Source organism: Denitrificimonas caeni, assembly GCF_905120345.1.
Lineage (GTDB): Bacteria > Pseudomonadota > Gammaproteobacteria > Pseudomonadales > Pseudomonadaceae > Denitrificimonas > Denitrificimonas caeni_A.
Genome location: NZ_CAJHOA010000001.1, coordinates 522,059 through 540,243, shown reverse-complemented (window position 1 = coordinate 540,243; position 18,185 = coordinate 522,059). Strand labels below are relative to the sequence as shown.

Here is an 18,185-nt window from a genome sequence, read left to right as displayed (position 1 = left end):
ATGCGTCCTCTTGGGATTTCGGGTCGTATTGCTGCGGCATTTCAAGCTGCACAAATCACACCTTTATTGGCTTTACTGGCGCTCTTGTTGGGCGTGTTTGCTGTTTTAGTCACGCCACAAGAAGAAGAGCCGCAAATTAATGTCACCATGGCTAACGTGATTATTCCGTTCCCAGGTGCTGCGGTACGCGATGTGGAAAGTATGGTGGCAACACCGGCTGAGCAAGTGCTAGCACAAATGACCGGTGTTGAGCATGTTATGTCGCTCTCGCAACCCGGTGTAGCAGTGTTAACGGTACAGTTTGCAGTGGGTGTTTCACGTAACGATGCATTGATTAATCTGCATGATACGTTGCGCTCCAATGAACAGTGGCTGCCGAGAGATTTAGGTGTTTTAGAACCAATCACTCGCCCTATGGGGATTGATGATGTACCGATTGTTGCGGTAACGCTGTATAGCACCGCTACTGATACGGGTGCTTACGATTTAGAGCGTATTGCCCACAGCATCGAGATTGATCTTAAACGTGTTCCAGGTACGCGCGAAGTTCGAACTATTGGTGGTCCGGGACGTGCGGTGCGTGTTGATTTTAAGCCTGAGCGTTTAAGTGCATTGGGATTAACCGTGAATGATCTGCGCGCAACCTTGCAGTCAGCAAATCTTGGTTTACCCGTGGGGAACTTGGTGCGTGGTAATACTCAAGTGCAGATTGAGGCTGGACGCTTTTTAAATAATGCTGAAGAAGTCGCTGATCTAGTGGTAGCTGTTGAAGATGGCCGCGCTATTTATCTGAGTGATGTAGCAACGGTTAGTGACGGGCCGTTACTGCCGAGTAATTATGTGCGCTTTGGTACCGTGGGCGAGGCTGGGCAAGAATATCCAGCGATCACGCTTACGGTGACGAAAAAGCCAGGCGAAAACGCCATTGATGTTTCCAATGCGGTGATGCAACGTGTCGCTGAGCTGGAAAATACACTGATTCCGCACAATATTGAAGTAGTGGAAACCCGCGACTACGGTGCGACGGCGAATGAAAAAGCGCGGCAGCTCATTCAGAAATTAATTTTTGCTACGCTCTCTGTCGTGGCGTTGGTGTTCTTTGCTCTAGGTCGTCGTGAAGCAGCGATTTTAGGTGTGGCGGTTGGTTTAACTCTGGCTGCTACGTTATTTGCGTCATGGGCATGGGGCTTTACTCTGAACCGTGTCTCGCTATTTGCGCTGATTTTCTCTATTGGTATCTTGGTTGATGATGCCATTGTCGTGGTGGAAAATATTCACCGACACCAAAGCTTGTATCCAAACAAAACGCTGACAGAGATTATTCCCTATGCGGTAGATGAAGTGGGCGGTCCAACGATCCTCGCGACTTTTACCGTCATCGCTGCGCTGTTACCGATGGCGTTTGTGACGGGGCTGATGGGGCCGTATATGAGCCCAATCCCAATTAATGCCAGTATGGGAATGGTGTTGTCATTGGCCATCGCCTTTACTTTGACCCCCTGGTTAGCGCGCTTATGGCTTAAGCACTCGGCAACTGAGCCTGCTCAGCAAGCGCCACAAAAGCCTGCTCGCTTACCTGCTTTTTTAACGCGTTTATTTGAAGGCATCTTTAAGCCGTTTTTGGATCCGCGTAGAGGCACCCTGAATCGATTTTTCTTAGGTTTAGGTGTGATGGCGCTGATTGGTTTGTCGATGCTGCTGCCTGTTTCTGGCTTAGTCTTGTTGAAAATGCTGCCGTTTGATAATAAGTCAGAGTTTCAAATTATCGTTGATATGCCCGCCGGTACACCGTTAGAACAAACTTCAGCGGTGCTGAGTGAGTTGGGTGCTTATTTAACTACAGTGCCTGAAGTGACTCATTATCAGGTGTATGCCGGTACCGCCGCGCCGATTAACTTTAACGGTTTGGTGCGTCAGTATTATCTACGCAGCAACAGTGAAAGCGGTGATATTCAAGTTAATTTGGTGGATAAAGCACACCGTTCGGAGCAGAGTCATGCGATTGCGACACGCTTGCGTCCTGCTCTGCAAGATATTGGTCGGCGTTTTAACGCCAATGTAAAAGTGGTAGAAGTACCGCCCGGCCCGCCAGTACAAGCACCGGTGGTGGCTGAGATTTATGGACCAACGGCTGAGGGTCGCCAAGCAGTCGGCGATGCAGTGCGTGCGGTGTTTGCTAAGGTTGATGGCATGGTCGATATCGATGACAGTGCGATTGCTGATACACCGCGCAAACTGTTGTTGATTGATCGACATAAAGCCAGTCAGTTGGGCGTCACTCAAGCGGATATTGTCAGTACCTTGCGTGCTGGATTGCAGGGTGAAGCTGCCACTTGGTTACACGATGGTAGCAAATACCCCGTGTCCGCCTACTTGCAATTAAGTCCTGAATTGCACGGTGATCTGGCGACCTTACTGCAACTTAAAGTGCGGACTGCGCAAAATAATTTAGTGGCTATTGCTGAGTTGGTGACCATTACCGATACCTTGCAAGAGCAGCCGATTCATCATAAAGATTTACTGCCAGTGCATTACGTGACCGCGGATATGGCCGGCGCAGTCGATAGTCCGCTGTACGGGATTTTTGCTTCACGCGCAGCGCTTGAAGAGATTGTCACTCCAGCGGGTACACCTATTGATGAGTACTTTATTAGCCAACCACAAGATCCTTATCGCAACTATGCATTGAAATGGGATGGCGAGTGGCAGATCACTTATGAGACTTTCCGTGATATGGGCGCAGCCTATGCGGTAGGTATCTTGTTGATTTACTTGCTAGTGGTGGCACACTTTTCATCCTACCTAACTCCTTTGATAATTATGGCCCCGATTCCCTTGACCATTATTGGGGTGATGCCAGGCCATGCGCTGATGGGGGCGCAGTACACGGCGACCAGCATGATTGGCATGATCGCTCTGGCGGGGATTATTGTGCGTAACTCAATCTTGCTCGTGGACTTTATTAACTTGCAGGTGAAAGCTGGGCAGACGCTTGAACAGGCAGTGGTCAATTCGGCCATTACTCGCGCACAACCTATTGTTTTAACTGGGTTAGCGGCCATGCTTGGCGCGTTGTTTATCGTCGGTGACCCGATTTTTAATGGTTTAGCTATTTCACTGATCTTTGGCGTACTGGTTTCGACCGTGCTGACCTTAGTGGTGATTCCATTGCTGTATTACGCAGCCTATCGCAACAAACTTCATCTACTTGAGCAACAAGGAGAGTCGTCATGACTTCGTGGCAGCTAGTGCGAGTTATCGCAGGTGTTTTTATTGTTTTATCCATCGCGTTGGGTGCACCTTCCAGTCCACTGTTTATCAGTGAGTGGTGGTTGGCTTTCACCGTGTTTGTGGGCGCAAATATTTTTCAAAGTGGTTTAAGCAAGTGGTGCTTGCTGGAAACGATGCTACGCAAAGCAGGCGCTAAACCAGGCTGTTAAGGAGTTATTCGCCATGCCTCAATTGAGCTGTAAACCTAAACATTATGTGTGTGTTAGCTTGTTGCTGGCTGTGTTTTGGCACAGTGCCAGTGCTGCTCAGCCAATGGATCTATTAGAGACTTGGCGTTTAGCACTCAGTCATGATCCGCAATACCGAGCTGAGCAAGCGGCAGTTGAGGCGGGTGGAGAACACAGAACTCAAGCGCGGAGCATGTGGTTGCCGACGTTAGGAGCCAGCGCGACAGCAGGGCGAGCGGGGCGCACCTCGAATACGAAAGGTGCGCAGTTTATTACGCCAACCATGACCTCAGAAGAGGTTGAGTTTAACACCTCTATTCGTGGTGGGGATTTATACAGTTATGGGCTGGGAGTGAAGCAGCCTTTGTTAGATCGGGCGCGTTTGGCGCAAAGTCGCCAATTAAGACTTTCTGCTGAAGTAGCTGATTTGCAATGGCAATCGGCGCAGCAAAATCTGCTGCTGAAAGTAGCACAACGTTATTTTTCAGTGCTACTGGCACGTGAAAAAGTGCATTTTTTAACCCAGCAGCAAGCACAAGTGGACCTAATTCAAGAAGAAACCCAGGCGCGTTTTGAGTTGGGTGATCGTCCAGTGACTGACACTTATGAAGCTTTAGCGCATGCGCAAGGTTTACAGGCGCAAGTTCTGGCAGCGCAAATGCAAGCTGATTTAGCTGAGGCAGACTTTACTGATTTGACCATGCAAGCGCCAGACAGCTTGCTAAGTTTACCCTTGCAAACGCCTTTACAAGCCCCCGTCTTAGCGCCGCTCACTGAATGGCTGACTGATACTGTCCAACTTAATCCTTTGCTGCTTATGCATGAAAAAGGTGTGAGTATTGCGGCTGAGCAAGTCGCACAATATTCCAGCTGGAGCAGCCCAACTTTGGACTTAGTCGGACGTCTTGGCTACGAGAAGCTGGATGGCAGTGGACGTTATGGCTCGGCGTTAAATAAAACGGATGACTGGATGATTGCTGTACAGTTGAATGTGCCTATTTTTACCGGTGGCTACCGCAGTTCCAAGCATCGTGAAGCATTGTATTTGCAGGATAAAAATATTGCTGAAGGTGAAGTGTTACGCCAACAGATTAAGCAACAAACTCGTGCCGCTTGGCTTGGCGTACAGATGAATGTTCGACAGGTCAGTGCTTTACAAAAAGCACTGATGGCCAGTCAAGAACGCCTTGCAGCAACGCGCTTAGGTCATGAGTTGGGTGATAACACCACTTTAGAGCGCTTAGATGCAGAAAATAAAATAGCGCAGGTGCAACTTGAACTCTTAGATGCCAAGGTGTCTTTGATTATTCATCAGTTACAATTGGCCGCCCTGGTGGGGGCCTTGGACGAGGCGCATTTATTGCAAGCGAATCGATATTTGCAGGTGCTCTAACAGTTATGTAGAAATACCATCAAGTACTGTGCCACTAAAAACTCGCTTTATGCGGGTTTTTTATTTTTCGTCTCAAGGATTTAATTCTTATGCTTTTAATCAAGCGGATGCTGATCTCTACGCTTTAGACTGAGACTGTGTTGAATGCTGCGCTTACTCGCAGTTTGTGCGAGATTGAGGTTTCGCGATTGAGTGGATTTAAAAGGTAAATGCTCAGTTCGAGTGTTGCGAAGTGTAGGCAGGAGAGAAAAGGTTATGTTTGCTGAGCATTATCTGTTGGTGAAAAATATCCATATTGCTTTAGTGCTGCTCAGTGGTAGCTTATTTGTTTTGCGCGGCTTATGGGTTTTATTGGCAGGCACAGGTACAGCGTTGCAACGCCAAGTGAATCGTTTGAGTTATGTGATAGATAGCTTGCTGTTGTTGGCTGCGTTGCTGTTATTAATTATTCTAAATTTTACACCTTTAAGCGCTTCTTGGTTGCAGACTAAGTTACTGTTATTGGTGTTGTATGTATTATTTGGCGTCTTTGCTTTTCGTACAAAGTACAGCATGCGTGTGCGCTGGCTGGCTTATATTGCCGCGTTGCTATGCTATGCCGGTATGTATTACTCCGCCCGCTTGCACCAGCCTTTTGCTGGGTTAGTGAGCTGAGTCTTCAGTAGTTCGGAGTTAGTTATCTTGCTGCCGCGGCTGATAAGGCAACAGCAAGGGCATATCATTGTCTTTAGACTGCGCTGAAAACCCTTTCGGAGCTTTACCTTTTAAGTACCATGCAAAGGCAATGATTTCTGCAATAGTCTGATACAAGGATTCAGGGATCGCATCGCCCAACTCGAGACGCGCCAGTAAGCGCACAAGGTCTGCGTTTTCATAAATAGGTACATTGTTTTCACGAGCAATTTGCAGAATTTCTTCAGCTAGAGCATCGTTACCTTTCGCCGTTAAGTTGGGGGCGTTTTCGCCATCATACTTTAACGCGATCGCTTGTCGTTCCGTGCGTTTACTCATGCTAGGTCATCAATCCAACGTTGTTGTAGGGTGGTTTTCGCACCTTGTGGCGGTGAGCCTTGATGGCAGGTTAAATCTTTTACGGTCAGACCGATAGCCAGTAAACGGTCACGCAGATGATTCAGTTCGTGATCAATCAGCTGCGCGGTGCTGGCTTGTTGCGCCCAGAGCTGACTGGAGATGCTTGAACCTTGTACGCTGGCCTGAATATGCAGCGGCCCTAGAGGTTCTAGGTCAAAGCTTAAATCGATTTTCCAAAGCGGTGTCACCGGTTCGTCAGGTTTTTTTGCTGTCGGTTGTTCGTGTTGAAATTTAATTTGTAGCGGCACAATGTTGTGCTGGTCGCGGGTCGGTATCTCCACCTGCCAGACGGTGACCTGTGTACCTTCACTGTTGGTATGGGTTTGTCCTAGACTGGCCAGTTGATGGGTTTGCAGGCGTGAGACGGCTGCTGCGGCCAAGCGTAATAGTGCACCCAGATCATTAGGATTATCCAGCGTTTGCAATAAGCGACCGGGTAATGGGAAACGAAGCGCCTGTTCGCGCAGTTGCGCTTGCGTATTACCCAGCAATTGCTCACGCAGTAAGCCAGGTAATGCTTGTGATAATAGAGCACTTTGTGAGGCGGCTAGGGTGGGATTACTATTGGACAACAGAGGCATGATTTGTGCAATTAAGCGTAATAAATTGGCTTTAATATCCTGCTGGGCATGTTCTGCTGCACCACTGAGTAAGCGCTGTTCCAGCTGCGCGCCACTGTTGAGTAAGCTTTGTGCGAGCTTTTTAGGGTTTGATAGCTGGTCCAGTTCAGGTAGTGCGCCGAGTAGCTGTTGGATGGTTTTCTGAGCATCTGGAGAAAGATTGCCCAATGATATAGTATCCAGACCCTTAAATAATTGACTTAAAGAACCTTGTTGATTGAACTGTTTTTGCAGTTCTTGATTAATGGCTAAAGGCTCCATGCGCGTGGTAAAGGGTTGAAAACTCAGCTGCTGGGGGCTGTCTATTCGAGCACTGAGTAGACTATTAAGTGGTAAGGATTTTGCACTCTCCAGCTGCAATTGCTGTCCTGCTAACGCACTGTTGGTCACGCTGATAAGGATTTTAAAGCCGCCTTGAGGGTTGGCTTCGACTTGAGTGACCTTGCCCTCAAGTAGGGTACCTGGCGCGAGTAGGGTTGTATCAATACGTGTGGCAATCGCAGCTTTGCTGTCTGTGAGTAAGCTAAATACCAGTTGTTGCGCAGACAAAGCTGTGACATTAAGGATGCTGCCGGCTGTGAGAGGTTGGTTACTTTGCACTTCAACCGTGCTGGTTTGGCCATTGCCCAGCGATAAACGCAGCAATACTTGAAAGGAGTTTTGGCTTTCACGTAAGGCCAGCACCTGTGCTTGCGCGCAATCACCAATATTCAGCTGCGTCGGTAGGCTGCTCTGCAGCTGCAAAATGTTGTTAACAGCTTGCACCACAGGGCGTTGCATGCTCGGGATGCTAGGGGAAGGGCGGGCGGAAGGTATTTCACTGGCCATTTCGATGCAACCTATTGTAAATGCTTTGTAAATGCCTGCCGCGCTGGCTGCGCAGCTGTGTATAATCGCGATTCATTGGAGTGTCTGCAGAGCAGTATAGCGGCTCTGTGAAATTGACCTGAAACTTTTTCGCAAGGCGATGTGTTTGTGACCGATGCTTATCTTGAAACTGTTGACTTGGCGTGTGAGCGTGATTGGCGACTGCTGTTTGAGCACTTGCATGTCAGTGTAAAGCCCAAGGATATGCTGCAAGTCAGCGGTCCAAATGGTAGTGGTAAAACCAGCTTATTGCGTTTGCTGGCTGGCTTGATGCGGCCAACGACAGGTGATGTCTTGATCAATGGCGTCAGCATTCATCAGCAACGTAATGAGTTAACGTCGAATTTGCTCTGGCTTGGCCACGCAGCCGGTATTAAAGGTCTACTGACTGCCGAAGAAAACCTGATGTGGCTCTCGGCGTTGCATCATGGCGCCAGTCGCGAGCAGGTTTGGTACGCTTTGGCGGCTGTCGGTTTGGCGGGCTTTGAAGATGTGCCTTGCCACACCTTATCGGCTGGACAGCAGCGTCGTGTTGGCTTAGCACGATTGTATTTGGATGCTCCGGCTTTATGGATACTGGATGAGCCCTTTACGGCGCTGGATAAACAAGCGGTGACTCAGTTAGAGCTGCATTTGGCAGCGCATTGCAATCAGGGTGGCATGGTTGTGCTGACGACGCACCACCCGTTACAAAACGCCCCCAGCACATTTCGAGAACTTGATTTAGGACAGGCGACTTTATGAGTAATGTCTTTACGCTGATGTTGTTGCGTGAGACGCGTCTCATGTTTCGTCGTCCAGCTGAGTTAGTCAATCCGTTAGTGTTTTTTGCCATTGTGATTGCTTTATTTCCGCTGGCGGTAGGACCTGAGTCGCAGTTGTTACAGACCTTGTCACCCGGTCTGTTGTGGGTGGCTGCATTGTTAGCGGTGTTGTTATCATTAGATGGTTTATTTCGCAGTGATTTTGAGGACGGCTCGTTAGAGCAGTGGGTCGTTTCGCCACATCCCCTAGTGGTACTGGTGCTTGCTAAGGTGCTGGCGCATTGGTTGTACTGCGGGTTGGCATTGGTGATGTTATCGCCGTTATTAGCCTTGATGTTAGGTATGCCACTGGATCGTATCCCTACTTTGTTGCTGTCACTTTTATTGGGTACGCCAGTCTTGAGTTTATTAGGGGCTGTCGGTGCAGCCTTAACGGTCGGATTAAAACGCGGTGGAATACTATTAGCCTTGCTGATTTTACCGCTATACATCCCTGTGCTGATTTTAGGCAGTGGGGTGATTCAAGCAGCCTTACAAGGGCTGCCAACCACAGGGTACTTATTATGGATGGCCAGTTTGACCATGTTAACCGTAACGCTGGCGCCTTTTGCGATTGCTGCAGGCCTGCGCATTAGTGTTGGCGAATAACAAACGAATGAAATAATTTGTATGTGTGACAATAGTTTAGATGCGTAATATATACGCGGTCACACACTGCACAACTGATCTTGAATAACTGTGAGTATCTCGATGAATTGGACGTGGTTTCATAAATTAGGCTCGCCCAAGTGGTTTTACGAAATAAGCGGGCGTTGGTTACCTTGGCTCAGCGTCAGTGCCGTCCTTTTGATCGTCGTGGGCGCAGTGATGGGCTTAGCCTATGCGCCGCCTGATTATCAGCAAGGCAATAGTTTTCGGATCATTTATATCCATGTTCCTGCTGCTTTTTTAGCCCAGTCGACCTATATTTCTCTAGCCATTGCTGGAGTTGTCGGTTTAGTTTGGAAAATGAAAATTGCTGATGTGGCCGTGCAGCAAGCCGCACCTATTGGTGCTTGGATGACGGTGATTGCACTGGTTACCGGTGCAGTCTGGGGCAAGCCAACGTGGGGTGCATGGTGGGTTTGGGATGCGCGCCTGACAGCAATGTTGATTTTACTGTTTTTATACTTTGGGATCATTGCTCTAGGTCATGCGATTAGCAACCGTGAAAGTTCAGCAAAAGCCTGTGCTATTCTGGCAATTGTTGGCGTTGTTAATATTCCCATCATCAAGTACTCGGTAGACTGGTGGAATACCCTACATCAGCCTGCTACTTTTACTATCACTGAAAAGCCAGCGATGCCGATGGAAATGTGGTTGCCGCTGTTAATCATGACGATTGGCTTTTATTGTTTTTTCGCAGCTGTATTGCTGATGCGGATGCGTCTAGAGGTATTGCGACGAGAGTCGCGCACGCGCTGGGCGCAAGCTGAAGTGGCACGGCAGATCGGGAGAAGTGCATGAATTTCAATTCGTTTTCTGAATTTTTAGCGATGGGCAATCACGGTGTTTACGTGTGGTCGTCGTATGCTATTAGCTTTGCAATTTTATTGTTGAATGTGGCTTTGCCGTTAATGGCTCGTCAACGTTATTTAAAGAATGAGGCGCGTCGTTTGCGCCGGGAGGCTCAGCAGTGAATCCGATTCGTAAAAAGCGTTTAATCATAATTGTCGCTATTTTATTGGGTGTGATTGCCACGGTCGCGCTAGGACTGACTGCTTTACAACAAAATATTAACCTGTTTTATACGCCAACCCAGATTGCTAACGGTGAAGCACCGCAAGGTGCACGCATTCGTGCCGGCGGTTTGGTGAAAGAGGGTTCATTAACCCGTAGCGAAGATTCTCTAACCGTCGATTTTGTCGTAACGGATGGTGATGCAGATACCGGTATTCAATACCGCGGTATCCTGCCTGATTTGTTCCGTGAGGGGCAGGGCATCGTTGCTTTAGGCCGTTTAAACGATAAAGGCGTTTTGATCGCCGATGAAGTGTTGGCCAAGCATGATGAGAACTATATGCCGCCTGAAGTCAGCAGCGCTTTAGAAAAAACCGGTATGCTCAAAAATTACCAAGATGGCCAAAAGGAAACAAATAAATGAACAATGCGGCGTTGTTTGTGCCGGAGTTGGGTCAGTTAGCAATGATCCTTGCGCTATGTTTTGCTGTTGTGCAGTCATTTTTCCCTTTAGTCGGCGCATGGCGCGGCGATCATAAGTGGATGAGCTTAGGGCAGCCTGCTGCTTGGGGACAGTTTCTGTTTTTGCTGTTTGCTTTCGGCTGCTTAACCTGGTCATTTGTGACCGATGATTTCTCGGTGGCTTACACCGCGTCGAACTCCAATAGTGCCTTACCTTGGTATTACAAGTTCAGCGCAGTATGGGGTGCGCATGAAGGCTCTCTACTGTTATGGGCATTGATTTTATCGGGATGGACCTTTGCCGTAGCGATTTTTTCACGTCAGTTGCCTGAAGAAATGCTGGCGCGGGTGCTCGCCGTAATGGGACTGGTCAGCGTCGGCTTCTTGTTGTTCTTGATTGAAACCTCCAACCCCTTTGAACGCCTACTGCCGCAGATGCCGCTGGATGGTCGCGACCTTAATCCCCTGTTGCAAGACTTTGGTTTAGTGGTGCATCCACCGATGCTGTATATGGGCTATGTGGGCTTTTCTGTGGCGTTTGCTTTCGCCATTGCCGCACTGCTCGGCGGTAAGCTTGATGCTGCTTGGGCGCGTTGGTCACGTCCATGGACATTAGTCGCTTGGGCGTTTTTAGGCATAGGTATTGCGCTAGGCTCATGGTGGGCGTACTACGAATTAGGCTGGGGCGGCTGGTGGTTCTGGGATCCGGTAGAGAACGCATCCTTTATGCCATGGTTGGTGGGTACAGCGCTGATTCACTCCTTAGCAGTGACAGAAAAACGCGGTGTATTCAAAAACTGGACGGTATTGCTGGCCATTGCTGCATTCTCGCTCAGCTTGTTGGGTACCTTCTTGGTCCGTTCCGGCGTGCTCACCTCAGTGCATGCCTTTGCTGCTGACCCAGAGCGCGGCATATTTATCTTAGTGTTCTTGTTGGTGGTGGTGGGCGCATCATTAACCTTGTTTGTAATGCGCGCGCCAGTCGTAAAAAGTAAAGTGGGTTTCGGCTTTTGGTCGAGAGAAACTTTGCTGTTAATTAATAACATTATTTTAGTGGTAGCTACTGCGATGGTGCTCTTGGGTACCTTGTATCCATTGATTCTTGACTCATTAACCGGCGCTAAGTTGTCGGTTGGCCCACCGTATTTCAATGCATTATTTGTGCCCTTGATGGCTATTTTAATGTTGGCCATGGGTGTTGGGGTAATTAGCCGCTGGAAAAACACGCCGCTGCAATGGCTGGTTAAAATGCTGGGCCCAGTACTGGTGCTCAGTGCGGTATTAAGCGGTATTGGTAGCGTGCTGTATCGCGACTTTAATATTGCAGTGCTGGGCCTGTTCTTTGTCAGTGCTTGGGTGGTGTTGGCCGGTGTGCGCGATATCCTTGATAAAACACGCCACAAAGGCTTATTCAAAGGGATGCGCTCATTGACCCGCAGTTATTGGGGTATGCAATTAGGTCACCTGGGTATGGTGGTGTGCGCCGTCGGTGTGGTGCTGTCCAGTCAGTACAGTGATGAACGTGACTTGAAAATGGCCCCAGGCGATGCGCTGGAGCTGTCCGGTTACCGCTTTGTGTTTGAGGGTGCTGAGCACCACCAAGGCCCAAACTACACTTCTGATAAGGGTACGGTTCGTATTTTCGAAAATGGCAAAGAGATTGCTCTGTTACACCCTGAAAAACGCCTGTATACCGTGCAACAGATGCCAATGACCGAAGCCGGTATCGATGCAGGTTTTACCCGTGACCTGTATGTCGCCTTGGGTGAACCCTTGGAAAGTGGTGCGTGGGCAGTGCGTGTACATATTAAACCTTTCGTACGCTGGATCTGGCTGGGCGGCTTAATGACTGCTTTAGGCGGTATCTTAGCGGCAATGGACCGGCGCTACCGCGTTAAAGTGACGAAAAAAGTGAAAGACACCTTGGACGTCGCTGAACAAGGAAAAACTGTACATGTCTAGAGCACGTTTAATCGGCGTATTCGGCGTTTTGCTGGGTGTCGCGCTATTTGCGGGGATGGCCCTGTTTGGGATTAATAATGATCCAAGTGAGTTGCCATCTGCCTTAATTGGTAAACCTTTCCCTGAGTTTTCCAGCCGTTCGTTGGATGATCCTGAGGTGGTGATTACCCGTGCCGACTTACTTGGTCGACCCGCATTAATTAACGTTTGGGCCACTTGGTGCGTTTCCTGCAAAGTTGAGCATCCAGTACTCAATGACTTAGCCAAGCAGGGTGTGGTGATTCACGGTATCAACTATAAAGATAACAACCCTGATGCGCAGCGCTGGCTGCGTGATTTTTTAAACCCTTATCAGCTCAATATCAGTGACCCTAAAGGCACTTTAGGTTTTGATCTGGGCGTCTATGGAGCACCTGAGACGTTTATGATCGATAAGAAAGGAATTATTCGTCATAAGTTTGTTGGCGTGGTTGATAAACGCGTATGGCGTGAAAAATTAGCGCCGATTTATCAGGAGTTACTCGACGAATGAAACGCTTTATCTATGCTCTAGGTCTGACTATTGCTTGTTTGAGCTCTGCGCAGGCCTCGATTGATACCTATGAGTTCTCAACTCAAGCTGAGCGCGATCGTTACCGTGTTCTCGTAGAGGAGTTGCGTTGCCCTAAGTGTCAAAATCAAAATATTGCTGACTCAGATGCACCTATCGCTATGGATATGCGCGATGAGATTTTTAAGAAACTCGAAGAAGGTGAAAGCAACGAGCAGATCGTCGGGTATCTCGTCGATCGTTATGGCGACTTTGTTCGCTATAAGCCGCCTGTTAACAATCGCACCTTAATTCTCTGGTATGGCCCAGCTGCGTTCTTAGCCTTTGGCTTTTTGATGGTGGCGGTGATTGTGATACGTCGTCGTCGCTCTGTGCGTGCCGAACTGGCTGAGCAGCAGCTGTCTAGCGAAGAAAAAACTCGCTTGTCAGATATTCTTAAGCAATATAAGTAGGATACCCCATCGTTATGACACAGTTTTGGATTTATGCGGTGCTGCTACTGCTGGTGGCATTGCTTCTATTGCTTTGGCCTGTGCTTCGCGGTCGTAAAGATCAAGCTGAAGAAGACCGTACGGCATTAAACATTGCCCTGTATGAAGAGCATATCGCCGAGTTAGAAGCGCAGCACGCTAATGGCGCATTGTCTGCAGAGCAATTAGCAGAAGGGCGTATTGAAGCGGATCGTGAGCTGCTCGATGACACCGATGTAGGCCGGCCTAAACAAAGTGCTAATTTAGGTAATGTTTTACCGTTGATTGCTGCATTATTGGTTCCTGTTGTCGGTCTAGGTTTGTACTTTCACTGGGGCGCAAGCGATAAAGTAGCTTTGACCTTAAGTCTTGCTGAACAGCCGAAGACAGTTGAAGAAATGATTCAGCGTCTTGAAGATACCGTACGTGTACAGCCTGAGTCAGTGGATGCTTGGTACTTCTTGGCGCGCACTTATATGAGCGAGCAAAAACCAAAAGAAGCGGCACAGGCCTATGAAAGAACCATCGAGTTAGTCGGTCGTCAGCCTGATTTGTTAGGTCAGTGGGCACAGGCGTTGTATTTTGCTAATAACAATCAGTGGAGTGCCGACTTACAAGCCTTGGTTGATGAAGCATTGCAACAAGATCCAAATGAAGCGACCAGCTTAGGCTTGCTCGGTATTGCTGCCTTTGAAGAAGGACGTTTCCAAGCGGCAATTGACGCGTGGACACAGTTATCGAAAGGGCTCGATCCAGAGGATCCATCTTACCAAGCGATTCAAACTGGGATTGAACGTGCGCGCAGTAGTTTACCGAATAGCCAACCACCTGCAGCAAGTGGCATACCGGAGTCTAAGACGTCTGCTGTTGAGCCGGCTAATGTCGGAGAGTATCAATTATTTATTGAGATTGCTCTTAGCGAAGAATTGGTTGGAAAAGTAGCAGCGACCGACACTGTATTTGTCTTTGCTCGTGCTGAAAGTGGCCCGCCGATGCCTTTAGCGGCTAAGCGCTTAACGGTTGCTGAATTACCAGCACGTATTGCTTTGACTGATGCTGATTCATTGTTGCCGCAGTTACAGCTATCCAGTATTGGCCGTTTAAAACTACAAGCCAGTATTTCCAGTACAGGGGATGCTATGCAGGCGCAATGGAGCAGTCAGCCGTTATTGGTTGATGTAACCGAAGAGGGAGCTAAGCACGCGCTGCTGATTGATCAAAAAAACTAAGTAGAGTTTCTGCTTGGTACTAAGCCGCTTATTTGCTAATGCAGTAAGCGGCTTAGCTGTTTCTATAGACTCAGAATGCAGTCAAATATGTGAGTAATTATAATGATTAGAAAATTGTTGACCGCTGAGGGTTATGACACACTTAAAGACGAACTCACCTATCTGATTCGTAAGCATCGACCTGAAATTACTGAGATTGTGTCGTGGGCAGCAAGCCTTGGAGATCGCTCTGAAAACGCCGATTATCAATATAATAAGCGTAAACTGCGTGAAATTGACCGTAGAATCAGGCACTTAACCAAGTTGTTTGAAGTGGCGGAAAGAATTCAATACAACCCTGTACAAGAGGGCAAAGTCTATTTTGGCGCATGGTGCGAACTGGAAGATGATGATGGTGAAATCATCAGGTTTCGTATCGTTGGTGATGAAGAGATTTTTGCCAACAAAGACTATATATCACTAAAGTCACCGATGGCAAAAGCGTGCTTAGGCAAGTCGTTGGATGATGAGGTCGCTGTACACACACCGAGTGGTGATAAGCATTGGTATATCACTGGCATTGAGTACCAGCTAGCAACGGGTGCTGACTGTGGTATCGGTGCAGGCGTTTAAATACCTACAACACGATACCCTGTACAAGGTCGCTCTGCTGTATGCCACTACGGTCTTTAAGCTCTTAGCTCTCGATAAAAGTTAGTGCTTTTTAGTATCGCCGGCGACTTTGTCCATAATGGCAAATAATACGCCGGATACGACGAATGCCATATGAATGATGACTTTCCACTTCAGACTATTGAGATCAGCGTCGTTCATCTTTCCAGATATATCCATAAACGACTTTAAAAGATCAATCGCGGAAATAGCGACGATAGCGCCAATAACTTTTAGCTTTAGACCAGAAAAGTCGACTTTTCCCATCCAATCAGGACGATCTTTATGATCACCTGTGTCGATTTTTGAAATAAAAATCTCATAACCGCTGAAAATAATCATTAGCAATAAGCTACCCACCAGTGACATATCGACTAGCGCAAGGATACCAACGATGACGTCTGCTTCAGAGGCAGTTATAACAGTGCTTGCCAGATGCCAGAGCTCTTGGGCAAATTTGATAAATAATAAAATAATGCCCAGAACTAAACCTAAATAAAACGGCGCCAAAATCCAGCGGCTGTTAAAAATAGTTTTTTCCAAGGAGTGTTCAATTTTTTTTAGCATGTAATGCTCGTGAGGTTTTTAGAACTGCGAATTATAAATTGCTAACTGTTCTTTGCGTTAGTAAAAGTTTTCGCTGATAGAAGAGGTTTTTGCTCTGCAGGGCCAAAGGAGCTGTTGCTTACTCTGGGTTTTTCAGCGGTGCGCTTGAGCAGATATGTCTGCTAGCCGACGCTATTGTTGTTTAAGTTGAGGGCTGTTCGCGAGCTTTAAATTATTTTTCATTTGCAAAAACAAAGAGTTAGAGTTTTTGTTAGGAAGATGTTGAAGTCAGGAAAGCAAGCATGCTGACTCATACAATGTTATATTTACTGGTGCTTAACGATGACAAGGATGCAGTTATGAATGTAGATAAAGCAAAGAAACGTATCGCAAAGTTGGTTAAAAAAGGTATCAAGGGCTATCCTCAAGTGTCGCTGGAGTACTTTGGTAAAACGTCTGATTTTGCGACAGAAGTTGTTGTAACCCTCACATTAGAAGAAGGTGCTGAACCACAACAACAAAAAATTGCCAGTAAGGGCGATGCTCGAGAAGACGAAGCGATTCAATCGGTTTTAGTGAAAATAATTGAACGAGCGAATGTGAGTACAGTGATTGAAATCGATGCGACTTCGTTGATTAATTGAAGAGAATTATAGATTTATATTTTATAGGTGAGATGGTTGCTGGGATAGGCCATCTCAGTGGATACCATTTTTAATCAGCATAGTCATCGGCCTATGCTGCAGGCAGTACAAATAATCATGTTAAGACTTACAGATATTAAATTACCTTTAGATCATTCAAGTAGTGCATTAAAACAAGAAGTTATCAGAAAGCTAGAGCTACAAGACGGTGAGCTGCTTGAGCTTACAATTTTTAAAAGAAGTTATGACGCAAGAAAATCAGACTCAATTTTCTTGATTTATAGTGTAGACGTAGCGCTCACAACTGCAGCTGAAGCACGTTGCCTTGAGCAGTTTGCAGGTCAGGGTTTTGTTAAACCGAGCCCCGATATGGATTATAAATTTGTTACTGAGAAGCCTGCAGACTTCCCTCAGGGAAAACAGCAGCGCCCAGTGATTATAGGTTTTGGTCCTTGTGGTATTTTGGCTGCGTTATTGTTGGCGCAAATGGGTTTGAAACCTATTGTGATTGAACGGGGCCAAGATGTTAGGCAACGTACTAAAGATACCTGGGGCTTGTGGCGTGATAGAGCGCTCAATGTCGAGTCGAATGTTCAGTATGGCGAGGGTGGTGCTGGAACCTTCTCTGATGGAAAACTTTATACTCAGATCAAAGATCCAAAGTTTTATGGCCGTAAAGTGATCACTGAATTTATTAAAGCAGGTGCGCCTGAGGAAATTCTTTTTGTTAGTAAACCTCATATTGGCACGTTTAAGTTAGTCAAAATGATGGAGAATATTCGGGCAGATATTATTGCCTTAGGCGGTGAGATCCGCTTCGGTGAAAAGCTAGAACACTTAAACATCGTCGACCAACAAGTTGAAGGACTGACTTTAAGTTCTGGCGAGGTGATTAAAACCAAGCATGTTATTTTAGCGATAGGGCACAGTGCTCGAGATACCTTCCAGAACTTATTAGACAGCGGCGTTTATATAGAAGCTAAGCCTTTTTCTGTTGGTTTAAGAATAGAGCATCCACAGTCAGTTATTGATAAGGCGCGTTTTGGTGATAATGCTGGCAACGAAATTTTAGGTGCGGCTGACTACAAGTTAGTCCATCACTGTAAAGACGGTCGCAGTGTCTACAGTTTTTGTATGTGTCCTGGCGGTACTGTCGTGTCGGCCGTCTCTGAGCCGGGGATGTTAGTTATTAATGGCATGAGTGAGTATTCGCGCAATGAACGTAATGCTAACTCGGCGATTGTTGTCGATGTTAATCCTGAACAGGACTATCCAGAGCATCCATTAGCTGGTATCGATTTACAACGTCAACTGGAAGAAAAAGCCTACCAAATGGGGGGCGAAAATTACAATGCGCCAGTGCAATTAGTGGGCGATTTTTTAGCAGATAAAGTATCTGAAAAATTAGGTAGCGTAACCCCTTCTTATAAGCCTGGTGTGACTCTAAGCGATTTAAGTCAGTTGTTACCTGATTTTGCAGTTAAGGCCATCAGAGAAGCTATCCCTGAGTTTAATAAGCAGATTAAAGGCTTTTCTATGCATGATGCTATTTTAACTGGTGTAGAAACACGTACATCCTCTCCCATCTGTATTAAACGTGACAAGATTAGTTTCAATAGTATTAACATCAAAGGTTTATATCCTGCTGGTGAAGGTGCAGGTTACGCCGGTGGTATCTTGTCGGCTGGTGTTGATGGCATAAAAGTCGCTGAAGCTTTAGCTATTCATTTATTATCTTAAATACAAAAGGCTGCTTAT

At 47.1% G+C, this 18,185-nt stretch carries 19 protein-coding genes; 16 read left to right on the top strand and 3 right to left on the bottom strand.

The annotated features are described in order from the left end of the window. The 4 genes from JYJ62_RS02490 to JYJ62_RS02475 all read left to right on the top strand — a co-directional run bounded on the left by JYJ62_RS02490 (window position 1) and on the right by JYJ62_RS02475 (window position 5,505). Entirely contained in the window at window positions 1-3,234 is a 3,234-nt protein-coding gene (locus JYJ62_RS02490; protein ID WP_205340597.1) for an efflux RND transporter permease subunit, read from the top strand. Next, on the top strand, window positions 3,231-3,440 hold the full coding sequence (locus tag JYJ62_RS02485; RefSeq protein WP_205340596.1) for a YgaP family membrane protein: 210 nt from the start codon (window positions 3,231-3,233) through the stop codon (window positions 3,438-3,440). Before JYJ62_RS02490 ends, JYJ62_RS02485 begins: the two co-directional genes overlap by 4 nt. Window positions 3,441-3,453: 13 nt before the next feature. Continuing rightward, window positions 3,454-4,851, top strand: a complete 1,398-nt coding sequence (locus JYJ62_RS02480) for a TolC family outer membrane protein (RefSeq protein WP_205340595.1) — start codon at window positions 3,454-3,456, stop codon at window positions 4,849-4,851. A gap of 255 nt (window positions 4,852-5,106) precedes the next feature. Next, on the top strand, window positions 5,107-5,505 hold the full coding sequence (locus JYJ62_RS02475) for a SirB2 family protein (RefSeq protein ID WP_205340594.1): 399 nt from the start codon (window positions 5,107-5,109) through the stop codon (window positions 5,503-5,505). Between the two features lie 18 nt (window positions 5,506-5,523). On the opposite strand, the gene JYJ62_RS02470 is transcribed toward JYJ62_RS02475, so the two are convergent. Together JYJ62_RS02470 and JYJ62_RS02465 are read right to left on the bottom strand one after the other, a co-directional pair. Further along, window positions 5,524-5,862: an EscU/YscU/HrcU family type III secretion system export apparatus switch protein gene (locus tag JYJ62_RS02470; protein WP_205340593.1), complete on the bottom strand. Its 339-nt coding sequence runs from the start codon at window positions 5,860-5,862 to the stop codon at window positions 5,524-5,526. Then, entirely contained in the window at window positions 5,859-7,391 is a 1,533-nt protein-coding gene (locus JYJ62_RS02465) for a flagellar hook-length control protein FliK (protein ID WP_205340592.1), read from the bottom strand. The genes JYJ62_RS02470 and JYJ62_RS02465 overlap by 4 nt, the downstream gene beginning before the upstream one ends. 147 nt (window positions 7,392-7,538) lie before the next feature. Here JYJ62_RS02465 and ccmA point away from each other — a divergent pair, with 147 nt between their 5' ends. The 10 genes from ccmA to greB all read left to right on the top strand — a co-directional run bounded on the left by ccmA (window position 7,539) and on the right by greB (window position 15,198). After that, complete coding sequence (ccmA, locus tag JYJ62_RS02460; RefSeq protein ID WP_205340591.1) at window positions 7,539-8,174, top strand: cytochrome c biogenesis heme-transporting ATPase CcmA; 636 nt, start codon at window positions 7,539-7,541, stop codon at window positions 8,172-8,174. Next, a complete protein-coding gene (ccmB, locus tag JYJ62_RS02455; protein WP_205340590.1) occupies window positions 8,171-8,842 on the top strand; it encodes a heme exporter protein CcmB in 672 nt (223 codons plus the stop codon). Before ccmA ends, ccmB begins: the two co-directional genes overlap by 4 nt. Before the next feature lie 102 nt (window positions 8,843-8,944). After that, entirely contained in the window at window positions 8,945-9,700 is a 756-nt protein-coding gene (locus JYJ62_RS02450) for a heme ABC transporter permease (RefSeq protein ID WP_205340589.1), read from the top strand. Then, the gene (ccmD, locus tag JYJ62_RS02445) at window positions 9,697-9,873 is read left to right on the top strand and encodes a heme exporter protein CcmD (protein WP_205340588.1); all 177 of its coding nucleotides are present in this window, start codon (window positions 9,697-9,699) and stop codon (window positions 9,871-9,873) included. Before JYJ62_RS02450 ends, ccmD begins: the two co-directional genes overlap by 4 nt. Next, window positions 9,870-10,337 carry a cytochrome c maturation protein CcmE gene (gene ccmE / locus JYJ62_RS02440; RefSeq protein ID WP_205340587.1) on the top strand — a complete coding sequence of 156 codons (468 nt, stop codon included), beginning with the start codon at window positions 9,870-9,872 and terminating at the stop codon, window positions 10,335-10,337. The genes ccmD and ccmE overlap by 4 nt, the downstream gene beginning before the upstream one ends. Next, window positions 10,334-12,337 carry a heme lyase CcmF/NrfE family subunit gene (locus JYJ62_RS02435; RefSeq protein WP_205340586.1) on the top strand — a complete coding sequence of 668 codons (2,004 nt, stop codon included), beginning with the start codon at window positions 10,334-10,336 and terminating at the stop codon, window positions 12,335-12,337. Before ccmE ends, JYJ62_RS02435 begins: the two co-directional genes overlap by 4 nt. Continuing rightward, the gene (locus JYJ62_RS02430) at window positions 12,330-12,869 is read left to right on the top strand and encodes a DsbE family thiol:disulfide interchange protein (protein WP_205340585.1); all 540 of its coding nucleotides are present in this window, start codon (window positions 12,330-12,332) and stop codon (window positions 12,867-12,869) included. Before JYJ62_RS02435 ends, JYJ62_RS02430 begins: the two co-directional genes overlap by 8 nt. Continuing rightward, window positions 12,866-13,339, top strand: coding sequence for a cytochrome c-type biogenesis protein (locus JYJ62_RS02425; RefSeq protein ID WP_205340584.1), 474 nt, complete (start codon window positions 12,866-12,868; stop codon window positions 13,337-13,339). The genes JYJ62_RS02430 and JYJ62_RS02425 overlap by 4 nt, the downstream gene beginning before the upstream one ends. Window positions 13,340-13,353: 14 nt before the next feature. Then, window positions 13,354-14,586 carry a c-type cytochrome biogenesis protein CcmI gene (gene ccmI / locus JYJ62_RS02420; RefSeq protein ID WP_205340583.1) on the top strand — a complete coding sequence of 411 codons (1,233 nt, stop codon included), beginning with the start codon at window positions 13,354-13,356 and terminating at the stop codon, window positions 14,584-14,586. Window positions 14,587-14,688: 102 nt separating this feature from the next. Then, window positions 14,689-15,198 (top strand): transcription elongation factor GreB, encoded by a 510-nt coding sequence (gene greB / locus JYJ62_RS02415; protein ID WP_205340582.1) that lies wholly within the window; start codon window positions 14,689-14,691, stop codon window positions 15,196-15,198. A gap of 81 nt (window positions 15,199-15,279) precedes the next feature. Here greB and JYJ62_RS02410 read toward each other — a convergent pair whose 3' ends face one another. Then, window positions 15,280-15,804, bottom strand: coding sequence for a TIGR00645 family protein (locus tag JYJ62_RS02410; protein WP_205340581.1), 525 nt, complete (start codon window positions 15,802-15,804; stop codon window positions 15,280-15,282). Window positions 15,805-16,085: 281 nt separating this feature from the next. On the opposite strand from JYJ62_RS02410, the gene JYJ62_RS02405 reads away from it, so the two are divergent. Together JYJ62_RS02405 and JYJ62_RS02400 are read left to right on the top strand one after the other, a co-directional pair. Then, complete coding sequence (locus JYJ62_RS02405) at window positions 16,086-16,427, top strand: hypothetical protein (protein ID WP_205340580.1); 342 nt, start codon at window positions 16,086-16,088, stop codon at window positions 16,425-16,427. 117 nt (window positions 16,428-16,544) lie between these two features. After that, complete coding sequence (locus JYJ62_RS02400; RefSeq protein ID WP_205340835.1) at window positions 16,545-18,167, top strand: NAD(P)/FAD-dependent oxidoreductase; 1,623 nt, start codon at window positions 16,545-16,547, stop codon at window positions 18,165-18,167. Window positions 18,168-18,185 lie beyond the last annotated feature (18 nt).

What these genes read in the sequence shown, in the direction of transcription:
- JYJ62_RS02490 (WP_205340597.1), top strand. Translation starts at nt 1, where the DNA reads ATGCGTCCTCTTGGGATTTCGGGTCGTATTGCTGCGGCATTTCAAGCT.
- JYJ62_RS02485 (WP_205340596.1), top strand. Translation starts at nt 3,231, where the DNA reads ATGACTTCGTGGCAGCTAGTGCGAGTTATCGCAGGTGTTTTTATTGTT.
- JYJ62_RS02480 (WP_205340595.1), top strand. Translation starts at nt 3,454, where the DNA reads ATGCCTCAATTGAGCTGTAAACCTAAACATTATGTGTGTGTTAGCTTG.
- JYJ62_RS02475 (WP_205340594.1), top strand. Translation starts at nt 5,107, where the DNA reads ATGTTTGCTGAGCATTATCTGTTGGTGAAAAATATCCATATTGCTTTA.
- JYJ62_RS02470 (WP_205340593.1), bottom strand. Translation starts at nt 5,862, where the DNA reads ATGAGTAAACGCACGGAACGACAAGCGATCGCGTTAAAGTATGATGGC.
- JYJ62_RS02465 (WP_205340592.1), bottom strand. Translation starts at nt 7,391, where the DNA reads ATGGCCAGTGAAATACCTTCCGCCCGCCCTTCCCCTAGCATCCCGAGC.
- ccmB (WP_205340590.1), top strand. Translation starts at nt 8,171, where the DNA reads ATGAGTAATGTCTTTACGCTGATGTTGTTGCGTGAGACGCGTCTCATG.
- JYJ62_RS02450 (WP_205340589.1), top strand. Translation starts at nt 8,945, where the DNA reads ATGAATTGGACGTGGTTTCATAAATTAGGCTCGCCCAAGTGGTTTTAC.
- ccmD (WP_205340588.1), top strand. Translation starts at nt 9,697, where the DNA reads ATGAATTTCAATTCGTTTTCTGAATTTTTAGCGATGGGCAATCACGGT.
- JYJ62_RS02435 (WP_205340586.1), top strand. Translation starts at nt 10,334, where the DNA reads ATGAACAATGCGGCGTTGTTTGTGCCGGAGTTGGGTCAGTTAGCAATG.
- JYJ62_RS02430 (WP_205340585.1), top strand. Translation starts at nt 12,330, where the DNA reads ATGTCTAGAGCACGTTTAATCGGCGTATTCGGCGTTTTGCTGGGTGTC.
- JYJ62_RS02425 (WP_205340584.1), top strand. Translation starts at nt 12,866, where the DNA reads ATGAAACGCTTTATCTATGCTCTAGGTCTGACTATTGCTTGTTTGAGC.
- ccmI (WP_205340583.1), top strand. Translation starts at nt 13,354, where the DNA reads ATGACACAGTTTTGGATTTATGCGGTGCTGCTACTGCTGGTGGCATTG.
- greB (WP_205340582.1), top strand. Translation starts at nt 14,689, where the DNA reads ATGATTAGAAAATTGTTGACCGCTGAGGGTTATGACACACTTAAAGAC.
- JYJ62_RS02410 (WP_205340581.1), bottom strand. Translation starts at nt 15,804, where the DNA reads ATGCTAAAAAAAATTGAACACTCCTTGGAAAAAACTATTTTTAACAGC.
- JYJ62_RS02405 (WP_205340580.1), top strand. Translation starts at nt 16,086, where the DNA reads ATGCTGACTCATACAATGTTATATTTACTGGTGCTTAACGATGACAAG.
- JYJ62_RS02400 (WP_205340835.1), top strand. Translation starts at nt 16,545, where the DNA reads ATGTTAAGACTTACAGATATTAAATTACCTTTAGATCATTCAAGTAGT.